Source organism: Nocardioides sp. (genome assembly GCF_050246775.1).
GTDB lineage: Bacteria > Actinomycetota > Actinomycetes > Propionibacteriales > Nocardioidaceae > Nocardioides.
This window is the reverse complement of record NZ_JBFWVK010000001.1, coordinates 109,433-124,764: the sequence shown is the minus strand read 5'-3', so window position 1 is coordinate 124,764 and position 15,332 is coordinate 109,433. Positions and strand designations below refer to the sequence as shown.

The following is a 15,332-nucleotide window of genomic DNA, read 5'->3' as shown; positions in this document are numbered from 1 at the left end:
CCAGGAGGCCGAGGGATCGGTACAGCCTGCCGCGAGAGCCCCTCACAGGAGCGTGCTCCAGTAGTCCCAGAAGCGAACCAGGATGAGCACTGCGAACACGAGGTACCAGGCCAGAACGATCAGGTATCGAACAGACCAGAGCGCCGTGACCACGCGGCTGTCAGCCATCAGCCGCAACGCGACCAGGATGGACCAGACTGCGATCGGGATCGTCACCGCCCAGACCACCATGCACCAGGGGCACAGCGCACCGATGCGGTACAGGCTTTGGAAGGCCAGCCAGTGGAAGAACGCCAATCCGGCCGCCGCGCCCACCGCGAGACCTGCCATCACCCAACGAGGCGGCCGCGTCCCGACGGCGAGCAGCACACCGATGGTGATGACGACACTGAATCCGATGAGGCCGAGCAACGGGTTCGGGAACCCGAAGACCGATGCCTGGTCGGTGATCATGACCGACCCGCACGAAAGCACCGGGTTCAGGTCACAGGACGGCACGAACGACGGGTCTTCGAGCAGCCGGAACTTGTCGACCGTCAGCGTGAATGCGGCAAGCAGACCGGCCGATCCCAGGATGACCAGGCCGACGCCGAAGCCGCGCAGTCGGACCACGGAGCCTCGCGGCGTCGAGCCGACGTGGCTCTGGGGCTCCTCGATCGACGTGGAGGATGGGACGGGGGTGGTCATGAGCCGCTCGCGTCCTCAACAGCCGACGTGATCGTCGCATTGTCGAAGCCTCCGAGCTTGCTCCCGTTCACGAAGATCGTCGGCGTCCCGGAGACTCCGTTGTCGAAGGCGGCGTCGGTGGTCTCCTGCGCCCAGTCGTCGTACCGCCGGTCCTCGATGCAGGACCTCACGTCGTCGCTGGTGGCCCCGACGGTGCTGGCCATGCTCACCAGTTCGCTGTCGGGCAGGCCCTCACCACCCTCCTCGGGCTGGTTGTCGAACAAGGCCTGGTGGTAGCGGAGCCAGGCGTCCTTGCCTGAGGCTTCGAGCACGCACATGGAGGCGTTCAGGGCGCGGCTGGAATATTCGGTGGAGGACATCCGGTCGAGGAACGCGATGGGTCGGTACTCGACTGCAACGTCGGTGCCTTCTCGGTAGCCGCGGAGCAGGTCTCCGGCGTCGGACTCGAACTGGCGACACACCGGGCACTGGAAGTCCTCCACCGCCTGGAGGACGACCGGGGCATCGTCGGCTCCGAAGCGGACCGCCCCGTCTGCCGTCAGGCCGGGCGGTGGGGTCGCCGAGCTTCCCGGGCCCCGGTTGTTGAGGACGACGACCGTCGTGGCCACGACGGCGATGACAGCGACGAGCCCGACGAGAGCCTGGAGGACGATGGTGCGGCGTCGCGCCCGGATCTTCTTTTCGCGCATGAGTTGCGCCACTTCGGCGCGCCGCTCGGACTTGCTATCGGGCAGGTCCGGGTTGATGGGCGGCAGCTTGGGTGTCTGCTTCTTCTTCTTGGCCATGAGGCTCTCCTAGGGTTTCAGTCGGTGAGGAGGTGCTGGGCGACGTACCGGCCCTCGGCCGCTCCCGGGGGAACGGCGTACACGGCGGAGCCGATCGTGGTGACCCATTCGTTCAGCCGGTCCAGAGCGGCAAGTCGGCGTTGGATCGGGACGAACTGGCGCTCGACATCGGCTGCGAAGGCGATGAACACCAGGCCGCTGTCCTCGCCGGTGGGACGAGTCGGGTCCGGGACCGTGTAGTTGAAGACGCGACGCAGGAACCGCTGGGCCGGGTCGTCTGTGCGCGCGCGGGCGATATGACTTGCCGGATCGATGACCGGGAAGCCGAGTCGATCCGTGGCCGCGAAGTCAGGTTCGTCGTGTTCGGAGTCGCCAGTGAGCGGTGCTCCGGTGTTGAGACGCCGTCCCACAGCGGCCTCTCGCCCGACGCGGTCGACCTTGTCCCACGCCTCCATCTCCGCGCGGATCCTCCGCACGATCATGAAGGTGCCGCCTTCGAAGCCAGACTCCTGCGACCAGATCAGAGGCGCGAAGTCCGGTTCGGCTTCGACCGGGTTGAGAGTCCCGTCGACCTGCCCCATGACATTGCGCATGGTCGTTCCGTCGGGAACCGTGCTCCGGGCGTGCCGGAATCCGTCCTGCACCCACCTCACCCGCGCAAAGTCCACGGAGTCCTTGAGGATCATCCGGCGCGCGTGCGTGAGCGTCAGGGGATCGTCGGCGCAGATCTGGATCGCCAGGTCGGTCTGGCCCCAGGATGGGTCGAGTCGGTCGGTCCGGAACGCCGGCAGAGGCGTGACGCGCCCCCCCGAGCGGGTGAACCTCTCGGCTGCCAGGCGGGGACCGAACCCGAAGGTGACCGTGAGCCGTGCTGGGTTCTCGGCGAGCTCGGGCTCGGTGTCGGCCAGTGCAGGCAGGCCACGGGTGAGTCTGGACGCATCGTCACTGAGCAGGCTCATGAGGCGACCAAGGCCCTCGCGCCCGACTCCGGGGTGCAGGTCGAGCCCGAGTAGGGTCAGGTGTGCCTGGGGTGGCGTCGCCACACCTGCCTGGTGGGCCCCATGAAAGGGGACCGTCTGCATGCCCGGCATCGGCGCGGCACCAGACGGCGATGGATTCGGCGCTGCCGAAGTCTCGGACGGGACCAGGGCGGCAGCTGCAGTCCAGCCAGCACCGGCGCCCCCGAGGGCGACGGCGCTGGTCTGAAGAAGCTGGCGCCGGCCCCATCGGCGGGGGTCGGCTGTCATCACATGCCTTCCGAGGAATCCTCGCTCGGGCCCATGTCCATGTCGCCCATGTCCGAGTCATCGCCGTTCTGGTAGTTCTCGTCAGCGCCCGAGAAGCTCTTGACCGTCGCCTCGATGTCCATGGTGCTTCCGTCTTCGAGGGTGAGTGTGATGGTGACGACCTCTCCGGGTCTGAGTGCCTTGTTCAGGTCCATGATCATGAGGTGGTCGCCGCCGGGGGCGAGCTCGTGATCAGCGCCGGCGGCGATGGTGAACCCACCCTTCTTGGGTTGCATCGCCATGCTTCCGTCGGAGTTCTCCACGGTCTCGTGGAGCTCCATCGAACTGGTGATGCTGCTGGTCGCGGAGACGATCGTGACGTCGGTGGGTCCACTGTTCTCGAGAGTGCCGAAAGCTGCGGTCATGCCGCTCGTGGCGGACTTCACCCACGGGTCCTTGATGCTGAGCGAGCTCGCCTCGGTGGTGACCTTGGGAGACGACGTTGTTGACTCGGCGTCACTCGCGACCCCGGTGGACGTGTCCCCGCAGGCTCCTACTGCCAGCATCAGGGCGGCGCCGCCCAAGGCGGCGATGAGACGGTTTGTGTGCATGTTGGTTCCTGTTCGTCGGTGTGGTGGAGGCGCCCGGGCAGCGCGGTCGCAGGACCGCCTGGTGCCCAAGTCGCCTGAGGTGTGGCCTGAGCCCCGAAGGGCACAGGTGGCGCGCGACCGCGCGCCCACCGGGCACCCACGCGGGCCAATCGGAGGACGTGCGATCAGGCAGAGAGAGTCGGTGGGCCTCGACGAGACGGGGGACGTGCCTGCCACCAGCAGACCGGGACCGCCAGTGTGAGGCCACCGGATCGGGCCCCTGATCCAGGAAGGTCGATCAGCAACGGGACAAGGGCGTAGGTGATCGCACGAACGCGTCGTCCGGTGAGGGCGATCACCGTCCACAGGCAGTGTTCGCCATAGGCCAGCCACAGTCCGACAAGGGCTGCCGCCGCGAGGTGAGCGATCATCATCGGCGCGTGCGTCGACATGTCGTTCACCAGGTGACCCACGGGCAGGGTCGGAGTCCCTGACGGCTGACCAGCGACCGATTGGTAGGCGTCCTGGAGTGATCCGACGCGGTGCCCGTCCACGACTGGCAGGGAGCTCAGCGCAGTCGAGCGATGCCCGAGGGACGTGCGGACCGGGTCGCCTGCGTGCCCGGCGGTCACGGTCAGGGCAAGGTGCACCAGGGTCTGGCCCCCGACCAACATCGCCACCAGTCTGAGTCCGGACGCGGGCCGCTTCAGCAGCGACGCGCTGCTCAGCAGTGCCACCAGCAGCATGACGACGAGCACGACCGGCCCGGGTAGCAGCCCTTCCGCCGAGACGTGACCGGCGATGCCGAGGCCGAACGCGATGGAACCCAGTGCGCCGGCGCGCGCCCACAGCACGCACCGGTCCATGTGGGCCTCCATGGTGGTCGATTCTCGCACGGGCGCACCGATGGCTCGTCGGGGGCGGAGCGGACTCGGGCTGCGTCGTTCGCGCTCAGACGCGACACCGCCTTGCGTCGGCGTTCGCCCACGAGGACCGTGGTGGTGATGGGCACTCGGCGAGGTTCCCTGGGTTCATCCCGTCACCAGGTCCTCGCGATGATGGCGAGCTGAGCCTGGCAGTTGCCCTGCTGCGCTGCTGCCGCTGTGGCCGGTCGAGCCGGAGCCGATGGACGGCGTCTCCTCCGGATGTCCAGTTGACCTGGGCGGGTGTATTCATTCTCAGGGGAGGGTGTCGGATTCGCCGGTCCCCGTTCGTGGAGAAGGTGGACGCGGACCAGTGGGTCGGCCGAGGAGAAGGAGCGGACATGAGCAAGTACCTCATCTATTTCAACCAGCAGTGGGTGGGCGATCACCCCGAGGAGTGGTACAGCGAGCGCGGACCCCTGGCGATGGCGGTCACAGACGAGATGAAGGCCGCCGGCGTCTATGTGTTCGCCGGAGGGCTGGAGGAGGAGGACGGCCCGATCTACAGTGCCGACCCGACGAGCGGGGCCGTGCTGATCACCGACGGGCCCTACGTCGAGACCAAGGAGTTCCTGGGCGGGTTCGCCCTGATCGAGGTGCCCGACGACGAGACCGCCACGATGTGGGCGGGCAAGGTCGCGGAGGCCTGTGGCTGGCCCCACGAGGTGCGTCGCTTCAAGCCGCAACGGCCGGCTGGCTGACGTCGCGGTCGCAGCCCCGCTGGGCCAGCCGGCAGGCTCAGCGCGGTGCGGTCCGCCAGGCCGTGACCACTCCGATCGCGGCGAGTCCGGCCGCCAGCACGAAGACCGACGCGAACGGGTCGACGTCCATCCTGGTCGCGACCCCGAACACGATGCCCGACAGCGAGAGTGAGATCGCCCCGCCGAGGGAGTCGGCGATCGAGAGCGCGGCGGAGTTGAAGCCCCGGTCGGAGTCGGTCGACGCGGCGAGCATCGCCACCCCGGTGCGTGGGTAGCCGAACCCCATCCCCGCACCGGACACGACGTACGTCGCCATGGCGAGCCAGGGTGGCGCGTCGGCGACCACGACCATCACCAGGGCCGCCGTGCCTGCGAGCACGAGTCCGGTGCCCCACCGCATGGCCGCGACGTCCGTGATGCGCTGTCCGAGCCGCGACTGCACCTGGCTGGCGCTGGCCCACACCACGCCGACGGCCGTCAGCGCCAGCCCGGCGGTGCCGGGGCTCAGGCCCCAGCGGTCCTGGAGCACGAAGACGATGTAGGCCTCGGCGCAGAAGAAGGAGGCACTCAGCAGGCCGCGCGTGCTGATCACCGCAGGCAGTCCGGGTCGGGCGAGCAGCGCACCGGCGGGCAGCAGCCGGCGGAGCGAGAGGACGACGACGCCCAGCGCCAGGGCAGCCAGGAGTGCCATCGCGTCGTCCCGGGAGCCGACGAGCTCGAGGACCAGCACCGCCGTCGCACCGATCATGGCCCAGATCAGGCGCGCCCTCGAGGGCTCACCGACCTCGTCGCGCGGCGCCAGCCCTCGCAGCGCGGGCACGATCAGCAGGGTGGATGCCGCGACCAGAGCCACCACGCCGAGGAAGACCCATCGCCACCCGACGGCGTGCGCGACGAATGCGGCAAGGGCTGGCCCGAACAGTGATGGCAGGACCCAGGCTGCTGCGAAGCTCGCGAAGATCGCGGGCTGGAGGACCGGGGGGAAGACCAGGCCGACGATGACGTAGAGACAGACGGTCAGGGCGCCGCCGCCGAGTCCCTGGAGGACGCGGCCGGCGACCAGGACCTGCATCGACGGTGCGGTGCCGCAGACGACCAGGCCCGCCGAGAACAGCACGAGCGCCACCAGGAGCGGGACCACCGGGCCGCCGCGGTCGCTGCGGGCACCGGCGGCAACCATCCCGACCACGCCGCTGGCCAGGGGGGCGGCGAACGAGAGGGCATAGAGCCCCACTCCGTCGAGCTCACGGGCGACCGTCGGCATCACTGTGGTGACCGCGGTGGCCTCGAACGCGGCGAAGGCGACCAGCGCGAACATCCCGACCGTGGTGGCGGCGTACGTGGGGGAGAGCAGCCGCAGGCGGCTTGCGCCCGTGGCGGCGGAAGGGGTCACTGACCGACCGTAGGACGTCGGGTCGGGTCTCGGTCAATCCGCCTGGTGATGATTCGGCATGATGTTCGGGTGACCGCAGCCATCGCCACCTTCAAGGACCTGAGCATCGACGCTGTCGACCCACCGCTGCTCGGCCCGTTCTGGGCCGCGGCGCTCGGGCTCGAGATCCGGGAGAGCAGCCCAGAGATGGTGCAGCTGACCGGTCCGACCCCGCAGTCGACCATCTGGCTGGCCCGGGTGCCGGAGCCCGTGACGGTCAAGCAACGTGTGCACCTGGACGTGCACGTCGCCGACGTCGACGACGTACTCGACCTCGGAGCGACGCCGCTCGACCTCGAGTCCTTCCGGTGGAAGGTCCTGCGTGATCCGGAGGGGGGTGAGTTCTGTGCCTTCCCTCGGGATGAGGTGCCGGAGACGCGCCTGTACGAGGTCGTCGTCGACTGCGCCGACCCGGCGAGGCTCACGCAGTGGTGGGCGGGCGTGCTCGGTGGGCGATGGGAGTACGACGAGGAGCACGGCTGGGGCGGCATCGAGGACATCCCCGGCGCGCCGTTCGCGCACCTGGTCTTCGTCCCCGTGCCCGAGCCGAAGACGGTGAAGAACCGTATCCACTGGGACCTCGAGCTCCCCGGCCTGGATCCCCTGATCGAGCACGGCGCGAGCGTCCTTCGTCTGCCGGACGACGAGATCCGCTGGACCGTCCTCGCCGACCCGGAGGGCAACGAGTTCTGCGCGTTCGTGGAGGAGGCGCAGCGGGTCGACGTGGTGTCTGATTCCCGCTAGATCTGGCGTCCGAATTCCGCCAGACTCAAGGACATGCAGCAGATCGAGCGACTGGACACCGAGTCGTGCTACCGCGCCGTCAAGAGCCGGGACCGGCGCTTCGACGGGATCTTCTACACCGCCGTGCACACCACGGGCATCTATTGCCGGCCCAGTTGTCCGGCCCGTACGCCGGGTCTGGCCAACGTGAGCTTCTTCCCGACCGCTGCCGCAGCGCAGGCCGCCGGCTTCCGCGCCTGCAAGCGCTGCCTGCCGGACGCGACTCCCGGGAGTCCGGACTGGGACGTGGCCGCCGACGCGGCCGGTCGAGCCATGCGCCTGATCGCCGACGGGGTGATCGACCGTGACGGGGTCGAGGGCCTCGCTGCCAGGGTGGGCTACACCTCACGCCACCTGACCCGGGTGCTGACCGCCGAGCTGGGCGCCGGCCCGTTGGCGCTGGCCCGGGCTCGACGGGCCCAGACCGCGCGAGTGCTCATCGAGACCACCGACCTGACCTTCGCCGAAGTGGCCTTCGCCAGCGGCTTCGCCAGCATCCGTCAGTTCAACGACACCGTGCGCGAGGTCTACGCGAGCACGCCGACCCAACTGCGCGGCCGGCGCCGTACCGGCCAGCACTCCGCCACCGGAACGGTGACCATGCGCCTGGCGGTCCGCACTCCGTTCGCCGGCCGGGCGATGCTGAACTTCCTGGCCCACCACCTCATCGCGGGAGTCGAGACGGCCGGCGACGGGTGGTACGCGCGCACCTTGGACCTGCCTCACGGATCCGGGACCGTTCGACTCGACCTGGCCGACGCGCCGCTCGTCGGCGAGACCGCCTTCGTGCCGGCGACCTTCGTGCTGGAGGACCTGAGGGACACGGCGGCCGCTGTCGAGCGGGCCCGCCGCTTGGTCGATGCCGACTGCGACCCGGTGGCCGTCGACGACCACTTCGCCGGCGACCCGGTCATCGGCCCGCTGGCCCGAGCCACGCCCGGCCTCCGGGTGCCCGGACAGGTCGAGGGCAACGAGACAGCCGTGCGCACCGTGATCGGCCAACAGGTCAGCGTAGTGGGTGCCTGCACCGTGACCAGCCGTCTGGTGCAGTCCTACGGTCGCGCGGTCGCGACCACCATCCCGGGATTGACCCATCTGTTCCCCGACGTGTCCCGGCTCGCCACGCTCGACGCCGAGGACCTGCCGATGCCCCGCTCCCGCGGGCGCGCCCTGATCGCGGTGAGCGCCGCGCTGGCCGGCGGGAAGCTCGCTCTCGACCGCGGCCCGGACCGCGACGACGTACGCCGTGCGCTTCTCGAGCTGCCCGGGATCGGGCCCTGGACGGCCGACTACCTGGCCCTGAGGGCGCTGGCGCACCCGGACGTCTTCCTGCCCACCGACATCGGTGTGCGCAACGCGCTCACCGGCCTGGGCCACGAACCAGCCGCCGTGATCGCCACCAGCGAGGCCTGGCGGCCCTGGCGCTCCTATGCCCTCATGCACCTGTGGAACACCCTGATGCCATCGGTGCTCGAGCCTGTCGAGACCACAGAACCCAAGGAGAACTGACATGTGGACCGTCATGGAGTCACCGATCGGCGACCTGCGCATCGTCGAGCACAACGGCTCGATCACCGCGATCGAGTTCACCCCGTTCGGCACCACCTCTGGCCGGCCCCTCGGACGCGAGGCCGCTGACGACGCCGTCCTCGCCGAGGCGGTGCGACAGCTGCGGGCCTACTTCGCGCGCGACCTGAAGGAGTTCGACCTGCCCCTGGCGCCTGAGGGCACCGACTTCCAGAAGCGGGTCTGGGACCAGTTGCAGGGGATCGGCTTCGGTGAGACCGCGTCATACGGCGAGATCGCGCACCGCCTGGGCAAGACCAACGCGGCCTCGCGGGCCGTCGGCCTGGCCAACGGGCGCAACCCGATCCCGATCGTGATCCCCTGCCACCGGGTCATCGGGGCCAACGGGACACTCACGGGCTACGCTGGCGGGCTCGCTCGCAAGCAGCTCCTGCTCGAGCTGGAGCAGGACGCGCTCTTCTGAGACCGGCGCTATTCGGCCGCGGCGCGGCGCAGTGACTCGCTGAGCCGTTCGGCGGCGGCGAGCACGGCCGGAGCGTGCATCCGCCCGGGCTGACGCGAGAGCCGCTCCAAGGGTCCGGACACCGACACCGCGGCGATGATCTTGCCGCTGGGGGAGCGCACCGGAGCCGACACCGACGCCACTCCCTGCTCGCGCTCGCCGACCGACTGCGCCCAGCCCCGGCGACGGATGCCCGAGAGCGCGGTCGCGGAGAAGGCGGCGTTCTGCAGGCCTCGGTGCATCCGCTCGGGGTCCTCCCAGGCCAGCAGCACCTGGGCTGCGGAGCCGGCCCGCATGGTGAGCTGGGAGCCGACCGGGATCGTGTCGCGCAGGCCGCTGGGCCGCTCGGCCGCGGCGACGCAGACGCGATGCTCACCTTGACGGCGCCACAGCTGGGCGGACTCGCCGGTGATGTCGCGCAACCTGGCCAGCACCGGCCCGGCAGCGGCCAGGAGCCGGTCCTCCCCGGCGGCCGCCGACAGCTCCGAGAGTCGCGGACCGAGCACGAACCTGCCCTGCATGTCGCGAGCCACCAGCCGGTGGTGCTCCAAGGCGACGGCGAGGCGGTGGGCGGTGGGGCGGGCCAGTCCGGTGCCGGCGACCAGGCCGGCGAGCGTTGCCGGGCCCGACTCGAGAGCGGTCAGCACGAGGGCCGCCTTGTCGAGTACGCCGACACCAGATCCGTTGTCCATATGGCGATACTCTCATCTCAGGGAATGGGATGCAAGCGTACGCTGGTCAGCGAATTGAACGATGTGGTCATCGACGACCACCCGCACGAGGAGGAAGAGTCGTGGGCAAGACCCTGGCCGAGAAGGTATGGGACGAGCACGTCGTCCGCAGTGCCGACGGAGAACCCGACCTGCTCTTCATCGATCTCCACCTCATTCACGAGGTCACCTCGCCGCAGGCCTTCGACGGCCTCCGCCTGGCCGGTCGCACCGTACGGCGCCCGGACCTCACCCTGGCCACGGAGGACCACAACGTCCCCACCATCGACTGGGACAAGCCGATCGCCGACCCGGTCTCCAAGACCCAGGTCGACACCCTGCGCCGCAACGCCGCGGAGTTCGGCGTGCGGCTCCATCCGCTCGGTGACATCGAGCAGGGCATCGTGCACGTGGTGGGCCCGCAGCTCGGCCTCACCCAGCCAGGCATGACGATCGTGTGCGGGGACTCCCACACGAGCACCCACGGCGCGTTCGGGGCGATCGCCTTCGGGATCGGCACCTCCGAGGTCGAGCACGTGCTGGCGACTCAGACGCTGATGCAGGCCCGGCCGAAGACCATGGCGGTGACCATCAACGGGAGCCTGCAGCCCGGCGTCACCGCGAAGGACCTCGTGCTCACGCTCATCGCCCACACCGGCACCGGCGGTGGGCAGGGCTACATCGTGGAGTACCGCGGGCAGGCCATCGAGGAGCTCTCGATGGAGGGCCGCATGACCGTGTGCAACATGTCCATCGAATGGGGCGCCAAGGCTGGCCTCATCGCTCCCGATCAGACGACCTTCGACTACATCGAGGGCAAGCCCGAGGCTCCCAAGGGAGCCGACTGGGACGCTGCGGTGGCGCACTGGAAGACCCTGCTCACCGATGAGGACGCCGAGTTCGACAAGGAGATCGTCCTCGACGCCTCGACGATGACCCCCTTCGTCACGTGGGGCACCAACCCCGGCCAGGGTGTGCCGCTGGGTGGCAAGGTGCCCAGCCCCGACGACTTCGAGTCCGAAGGCGACAAGATCGCCACCGAGAAGGCGCTGGAGTACATGGCCCTCGAAGCCGGGACCCCGATGCGCGAGGTCAAGGTGGACACGGTGTTCGTCGGCTCCTGCACCAATGGGCGCATCGAGGACCTGCGGCTCGCCGCCAGCATCATCGAGGGCCACCACGTCGCCCCTGACACCCGCCTGCTCGTCGTACCAGGCTCGGTGCGCGTGCGGCTACAGGCCGAGCAGGAAGGCCTCGACGTGATCTTCAAGGACGCCGGAGCCGAGTGGCGTGGAGCGGGCTGCTCGATGTGCCTGGGCATGAACCCCGACCAGCTCACCCCGGGGGAGCGCAGCGCCTCGACCTCCAACCGCAACTTCGAGGGGCGTCAGGGCAAGGGTGGTCGCACCCACCTGGTCTCGATCCCCGTCGCCGCCGCCACTGCCGTTCGCGGCACCCTTTCCTCGCCCGCCGACCTGGAGGCCTGAGTCATGGAGAAGTTCACCAGCCACACCGGTGTCGCCGTACCGCTGCGCCGCAGCAACGTCGACACCGACCAGATCATCCCGGCGGTCTACCTCAAGCGGGTGACCCGGACCGGCTTCGAGGACGGGCTCTTCGCCGCCTGGCGCAACGACCCCTCCTTCGTCCTCAACCGCCCGGAGTACGCCGCGGGCTCGGTGCTGGTCGCCGGACCCGACTTCGGGACCGGATCCTCGCGGGAGCACGCGGTGTGGGCGCTGCAGAACTACGGTTTCAAGGTCGTCATCTCCTCCCGCTTCGCCGACATCTTCCGGGGCAACTCGGGCAAGGCCGGGCTGCTGGCGGCCGAGGTCGACGAGAAGGTCGTCCAGCGGATCTGGGATCACCTCGAGGACCACCCCGGTGCGAGCGTGACCGTGGACCTGGAGTCGAAGACGGTTCGCGCCGGCGACGGTCCGGATGCCATCGAGGACTCCTTCGACATCGATGACTACACCCGATGGCGGCTGCTCGAAGGCCTCGATGACATCGGCATCACCCTCGGCCGCGAGGCCGAGATCGCCGCCTACGAGGCGAGCCGCCCGAGCTGGAAGCCCGCCACGCTGCACGCCTCCTGACCCCTCCCGTCACGTCATGCCCGATGGCGGCGTTGATTCGTGCCTCGGGCCCCCTTCAACCGGGGGTCCCGGCCGCCGGCGGGTATCCGTTGGGCACGAAATAGGCAGGTCAAAACCCCTTGCGGTGATTGTGGTCCCGGGTCGGACTGCCTAGCGTGCCTAGGAACAGCGTCGGGCAACTGCCTGCTCGCAGGGTTCGTGGGAAGGGAAGCCAGTGAACAAGACGCAACTCATCGACGCGCTCGCCGCACGTTACGAGGGCAACCGCAAGGCGGCCGCACACGCGCTCGACGCGGTGCTCGACACCATCACCCGCGAGGTCGCGAAGGGTGAGAAGGTCGCCATCACCGGTTTTGGCTCCTTCGAGAAGCGCATCCGCCCCGCCCGTTGGGTCCGCAATCCCCAGACCGGCGAGAAGCTCAAGGCCAAGAAGACCGCCGTCCCCAAGTTCAACCCGGGTGCGGACCTCAAGAACGTCATCTCCGGCGCGAAGAAGCTCCCCGCGCTCACCCTGGCCAGCCTGCCGGCCGTCCCCGGCATGACCCGCAAGCCAGCGGCGTCCGCCAAGCCGGCCGCCACGAAGGCAGCCCCGGCGACGAAGACCGCTGCGGCGCCCGCGAGCAAGCCGGCGGCCAAGAAGGCACCCGCCGCGAAGGCAACGGCCAAGGCGCCCGCCAAGAAGGCGCCCGCCAAGAGGGCGCCCGCCAAGACGGCCACGGCGAAGAAGACCACCGCCAAGACGGCCACCGCCAAGACGGCCACCGCCAAGACGGCCACCGCCAAGACGGCCACCGCCAAGACGGCCACGGCGAAGAAGACCACCGCCAAGAAGGCGCCGGCGAAGAAGACCACTGCGAAGAAGGCGGCTGGGACCGAGGGTTCCTGATCTAGCGGCCGGTGACGCTGCGCGTGTGCGCACCGACGCCCAGCACCAGAGCGCGCCCGAGGTCCCCGACCTCGTCCACATCCTGGCGCAATGAGGGCCAGTCGCCGTCGAGGGCGACTGCGCCACTGTCAAGGTGACGGTTGGCCGAGAGGTGCCCGAAGGTCGGGGCGAAGTCGGTGGCGCGGCGGGCGGCGTACAAGGTGGTGCCGGTGCCGCTGGCGTCTGCCACGAAGGCGGCCCCTGTCGCAGGCACTGCCTGGAGAGCGGATTCGAGCTCCGAGGCGCGCAGCGCAGGGAGGTCGGCGCACAGCGCGACCACACCTGCTTGCGGCCAACGCCGGGCGACCTCGAACGCGGCCTGCGTCAGGTTGGCGTTGAGGTCGTCACTGACCGCATCGGGCATCACCACACATCCCGTGGCCGCCAGCTCGGCGGCCAGCCTGAAGTCGTCAGTCAGGGCCAGCACGGCCACCACCGAGCCGACCTGCTGGGCCGCCATAGCCGTGTCCAGGGCGAACGCCCTGGCGAGCTCGATCCGCTCGGCGTCGGGCAACTGCACCAAGCGGCTCTTGCCTCGTGCGGGGGGCTTGATCGGCACCACGACGACGAACCTGCATCCGGAGTCGTCCATGACCGAGATCCTGCCAGAGAACCGGTAGCCTGCATTCGGTCGAGCAACCCACGAGAAGGCGAGACATGACAGCGTCGAAGGTCCGTCGCGAGAGGCGTGGCTGGGCCGTGCTCACGGCTGTCGCGATCCTCAAGCCGGCGCTGTTCGCCTTCACCAAGCGCGACTGGATCGACATCGACAAGATCCCCGCCACGGGTGGCTGCGTCGTGGTCTTCAACCACGTGTCCCACCTGGACCCGTTCACCTCCGCGCACCTGGTCAACGACGCCGGGCGTACGCCGCGCTACCTGGCGAAGTCCGGCCTCTTCACCAACAAGGCACTCGGCGGCTTCCTCCGCTCAGCTGGCCAGATCCCCGTCTCGCGCATGACCAGCGAGGCCGCAGGGGCCTACGAGGCGGCGGTCCAGGGCATCCGGGACGGCAAGGCCATCATCGTCTACCCCGAGGGCACGCTCACTCGGGATCCCGACGGCTGGCCGATGCGCGGCAAGTCGGGAGCCGCACGCATCGCCCTCGCGACCGGCTGCCCCGTGATCCCCGTGGGGCAGTGGGGAGTCCAGGAGATCCTCCCGGCCTACACCAAGAAGCCGCACCTGCTGCCCCGCAAGACCGTGCACCTCAAGGTCGGCGACCCGGTCGACCTCGAGGACCTGCTGGTCCGGGAGCCGACCCTCGCGGTGGTCCACGAGGCCACGGACCGGATCATGGCGGCGATCACTGGACTGGTCGAGGACCTGCGTCACGAACATGCTCCCGCGCTCCGCTTCGACCCCCGGGCCTCCGGCGTCACCGAGGTCGGCAACCCCCACCGCAAGAAGAAGGACGGATCATGACCAAGGTCGCCGTGTTCGGTGCAGGCTCCTGGGGTACGGCGTTCTCGCTCGTCCTGGCTGACGGGGGCGCCGACGTGACGTTGTGGGCTCGCCGTGAGGAGGTCTGTACGACGATCAACGAGCAGCACGAGAACACCGACTACCTCCCGGGGATCGCCCTGCCGCCAAGCATCTCCGCCACCCACGATCCGGAGCGTGCCCTCGCGGGTGCCGAAATGATGGTGCTCGCGGTGCCTTCCCAGACGCTGCGTGGCAATCTCGTCGACTGGGCGCAGTTCATCCCCGACGACGTCGTGATGGTCTCCCTCATGAAGGGTGTCGAGCTCGGCACCACCAAGCGGATGAGCGAGGTGATCGCCGAGGTCACCGGCGCCGGTCCCGAGCGGATCGCAGTGGTCAGCGGGCCGAACCTGTCCCACGAGATCGCGATGCGGGAGCCCGCCGCCTCGGTCATCGCCTGCACCGACGAGTCGGTCGCTCGGTGGGTGCAGGCGACCTGTCACTCCGCGGCGTTCCGCCCCTACACGTCGGTCGACGTACTCGGGTGCGAGCTCGGTGGGGCCTACAAGAACGTCGTGGCGCTCAGCGTGGGCATGGCGGTGGGCCTCGGATTCGGCGACAACACCACTGCTTCGGTGATCACGCGAGGTCTGGCCGAGACCGCCCGCCTGGCGATGGCTCTGGGGGCAAACCCGTTGACGCTGATGGGCTTGGCCGGCCTTGGCGACCTGGTCGCGACCTGCTCCTCGCCGCTGTCGCGCAACCGCACGTTCGGCGAGAAGCTGGGCAAGGGCATGACCACCGAGGAGATCTACGCCTCGACCCGACAGGTCGCCGAAGGCGCCAAGTCCTGCGCCTCCTTGCTCGACCTGGCAAACGCCACCGGCGTCGATGCGCCCATCGCTCAGCACGTGAAGGCTGTCGTCGACGGCACCATGACCGCACCAGAGATGATGAGTGCGTTCATCGCCCGCGACACCAAGGCCGAGACCGACTGACCCAGGGCTCCGAGGAGAA

At 69.4% G+C, this 15,332-nt stretch carries 17 protein-coding genes; 9 read left to right on the top strand and 8 right to left on the bottom strand.

What is annotated here, in order from left to right; genetic code table 11:
* Positions 1 to 42 precede the first annotated feature (42 nt).
* From AB7I40_RS00625 to AB7I40_RS00605, 5 genes are all read right to left on the bottom strand, one after another.
* Positions 43 to 687 carry a vitamin K epoxide reductase family protein gene (locus AB7I40_RS00625; RefSeq protein ID WP_428346454.1) on the bottom strand — a complete coding sequence of 215 codons (645 nt, stop codon included), beginning with the start codon at positions 685 to 687 and terminating at the stop codon, positions 43 to 45.
* Entirely contained in the window at positions 684 to 1,472 is a 789-nt protein-coding gene (locus AB7I40_RS00620) for a DsbA family protein (RefSeq protein ID WP_428346453.1), read from the bottom strand. Before AB7I40_RS00620 ends, AB7I40_RS00625 begins: the two co-directional genes overlap by 4 nt.
* Positions 1,473 to 1,489: 17 nt before the next feature.
* Positions 1,490 to 2,554: a Dyp-type peroxidase gene (locus AB7I40_RS00615; protein ID WP_428346452.1), complete on the bottom strand. Its 1,065-nt coding sequence runs from the start codon at positions 2,552 to 2,554 to the stop codon at positions 1,490 to 1,492.
* A gap of 164 nt (positions 2,555 to 2,718) precedes the next feature.
* On the bottom strand, positions 2,719 to 3,309 hold the full coding sequence (locus AB7I40_RS00610; protein ID WP_428346451.1) for a copper chaperone PCu(A)C: 591 nt from the start codon (positions 3,307 to 3,309) through the stop codon (positions 2,719 to 2,721).
* 164 nt (positions 3,310 to 3,473) lie between these two features.
* Positions 3,474 to 4,184, bottom strand: coding sequence for a hypothetical protein (locus AB7I40_RS00605; RefSeq protein WP_428346450.1), 711 nt, complete (start codon positions 4,182 to 4,184; stop codon positions 3,474 to 3,476).
* A 368-nt stretch (positions 4,185 to 4,552) separates the two neighbouring features.
* Between AB7I40_RS00605 and AB7I40_RS00600 the strand changes: the two genes are divergently transcribed.
* A complete protein-coding gene (locus tag AB7I40_RS00600) occupies positions 4,553 to 4,912 on the top strand; it encodes a YciI family protein (protein WP_428346449.1) in 360 nt (119 codons plus the stop codon).
* 37 nt (positions 4,913 to 4,949) lie between these two features.
* Here AB7I40_RS00600 and AB7I40_RS00595 read toward each other — a convergent pair whose 3' ends face one another.
* The gene (locus AB7I40_RS00595; protein WP_428346448.1) at positions 4,950 to 6,305 is read right to left on the bottom strand and encodes an MFS transporter; all 1,356 of its coding nucleotides are present in this window, start codon (positions 6,303 to 6,305) and stop codon (positions 4,950 to 4,952) included.
* Between the two features lie 69 nt (positions 6,306 to 6,374).
* Here AB7I40_RS00595 and AB7I40_RS00590 point away from each other — a divergent pair, with 69 nt between their 5' ends.
* The 3 genes from AB7I40_RS00590 to AB7I40_RS00580 are packed head-to-tail and all read left to right on the top strand — an operon-like array spanning position 6,375 to position 9,117.
* Positions 6,375 to 7,088, top strand: a complete 714-nt coding sequence (locus tag AB7I40_RS00590; RefSeq protein ID WP_428346447.1) for a VOC family protein — start codon at positions 6,375 to 6,377, stop codon at positions 7,086 to 7,088.
* 33 nt (positions 7,089 to 7,121) lie between these two features.
* On the top strand, positions 7,122 to 8,636 hold the full coding sequence (locus AB7I40_RS00585) for an AlkA N-terminal domain-containing protein (protein WP_428346446.1): 1,515 nt from the start codon (positions 7,122 to 7,124) through the stop codon (positions 8,634 to 8,636).
* A 1-nt stretch (position 8,637) separates the two neighbouring features.
* Positions 8,638 to 9,117, top strand: a complete 480-nt coding sequence (locus AB7I40_RS00580; RefSeq protein ID WP_428346445.1) for a methylated-DNA--[protein]-cysteine S-methyltransferase — start codon at positions 8,638 to 8,640, stop codon at positions 9,115 to 9,117.
* An 8-nt stretch (positions 9,118 to 9,125) separates the two neighbouring features.
* On the opposite strand, the gene AB7I40_RS00575 is transcribed toward AB7I40_RS00580, so the two are convergent.
* Complete coding sequence (locus tag AB7I40_RS00575; RefSeq protein WP_428346444.1) at positions 9,126 to 9,848, bottom strand: IclR family transcriptional regulator; 723 nt, start codon at positions 9,846 to 9,848, stop codon at positions 9,126 to 9,128.
* A gap of 101 nt (positions 9,849 to 9,949) precedes the next feature.
* Between AB7I40_RS00575 and leuC the strand changes: the two genes are divergently transcribed.
* From leuC to AB7I40_RS00560, 3 genes are all read left to right on the top strand, one after another.
* Complete coding sequence (leuC, locus tag AB7I40_RS00570) at positions 9,950 to 11,353, top strand: 3-isopropylmalate dehydratase large subunit (RefSeq protein ID WP_428346443.1); 1,404 nt, start codon at positions 9,950 to 9,952, stop codon at positions 11,351 to 11,353.
* Positions 11,354 to 11,356: 3 nt separating this feature from the next.
* Positions 11,357 to 11,965, top strand: a complete 609-nt coding sequence (gene leuD / locus AB7I40_RS00565) for a 3-isopropylmalate dehydratase small subunit (protein ID WP_428346442.1) — start codon at positions 11,357 to 11,359, stop codon at positions 11,963 to 11,965.
* 214 nt (positions 11,966 to 12,179) lie between these two features.
* Complete coding sequence (locus AB7I40_RS00560; RefSeq protein ID WP_428346441.1) at positions 12,180 to 12,851, top strand: HU family DNA-binding protein; 672 nt, start codon at positions 12,180 to 12,182, stop codon at positions 12,849 to 12,851.
* A 1-nt stretch (position 12,852) separates the two neighbouring features.
* Here the strand turns inward: AB7I40_RS00560 and cofC are convergent, their stop codons facing one another.
* Positions 12,853 to 13,482, bottom strand: a complete 630-nt coding sequence (cofC, locus tag AB7I40_RS00555; protein ID WP_428346440.1) for a 2-phospho-L-lactate guanylyltransferase — start codon at positions 13,480 to 13,482, stop codon at positions 12,853 to 12,855.
* A 65-nt stretch (positions 13,483 to 13,547) separates the two neighbouring features.
* On the opposite strand from cofC, the gene AB7I40_RS00550 reads away from it, so the two are divergent.
* Together AB7I40_RS00550 and AB7I40_RS00545 are read left to right on the top strand one after the other, a co-directional pair.
* Positions 13,548 to 14,315 (top strand): lysophospholipid acyltransferase family protein, encoded by a 768-nt coding sequence (locus tag AB7I40_RS00550; protein WP_428346439.1) that lies wholly within the window; start codon positions 13,548 to 13,550, stop codon positions 14,313 to 14,315.
* On the top strand, positions 14,312 to 15,313 hold the full coding sequence (locus tag AB7I40_RS00545) for an NAD(P)H-dependent glycerol-3-phosphate dehydrogenase (protein ID WP_428346438.1): 1,002 nt from the start codon (positions 14,312 to 14,314) through the stop codon (positions 15,311 to 15,313). Before AB7I40_RS00550 ends, AB7I40_RS00545 begins: the two co-directional genes overlap by 4 nt.
* Positions 15,314 to 15,332: the final 19 nt, after the last annotated feature.

Bases quoted from the DNA above. Each gene is read 5' to 3' on its own strand.
- cofC (WP_428346440.1), bottom strand. From the start codon at position 13,482: ATGGACGACTCCGGATGCAGGTTCGTCGTCGTGGTGCCGATCAAGCCC.
- AB7I40_RS00615 (WP_428346452.1), bottom strand. From the start codon at position 2,554: ATGCAGACGGTCCCCTTTCATGGGGCCCACCAGGCAGGTGTGGCGACG.
- AB7I40_RS00585 (WP_428346446.1), top strand. From the start codon at position 7,122: ATGCAGCAGATCGAGCGACTGGACACCGAGTCGTGCTACCGCGCCGTC.
- AB7I40_RS00545 (WP_428346438.1), top strand. From the start codon at position 14,312: ATGACCAAGGTCGCCGTGTTCGGTGCAGGCTCCTGGGGTACGGCGTTC.
- AB7I40_RS00580 (WP_428346445.1), top strand. From the start codon at position 8,638: ATGTGGACCGTCATGGAGTCACCGATCGGCGACCTGCGCATCGTCGAG.
- AB7I40_RS00620 (WP_428346453.1), bottom strand. From the start codon at position 1,472: ATGGCCAAGAAGAAGAAGCAGACACCCAAGCTGCCGCCCATCAACCCG.
- AB7I40_RS00600 (WP_428346449.1), top strand. From the start codon at position 4,553: ATGAGCAAGTACCTCATCTATTTCAACCAGCAGTGGGTGGGCGATCAC.
- AB7I40_RS00625 (WP_428346454.1), bottom strand. From the start codon at position 687: ATGACCACCCCCGTCCCATCCTCCACGTCGATCGAGGAGCCCCAGAGC.
- AB7I40_RS00610 (WP_428346451.1), bottom strand. From the start codon at position 3,309: ATGCACACAAACCGTCTCATCGCCGCCTTGGGCGGCGCCGCCCTGATG.
- AB7I40_RS00575 (WP_428346444.1), bottom strand. From the start codon at position 9,848: ATGGACAACGGATCTGGTGTCGGCGTACTCGACAAGGCGGCCCTCGTG.
- AB7I40_RS00550 (WP_428346439.1), top strand. From the start codon at position 13,548: ATGACAGCGTCGAAGGTCCGTCGCGAGAGGCGTGGCTGGGCCGTGCTC.
- leuD (WP_428346442.1), top strand. From the start codon at position 11,357: ATGGAGAAGTTCACCAGCCACACCGGTGTCGCCGTACCGCTGCGCCGC.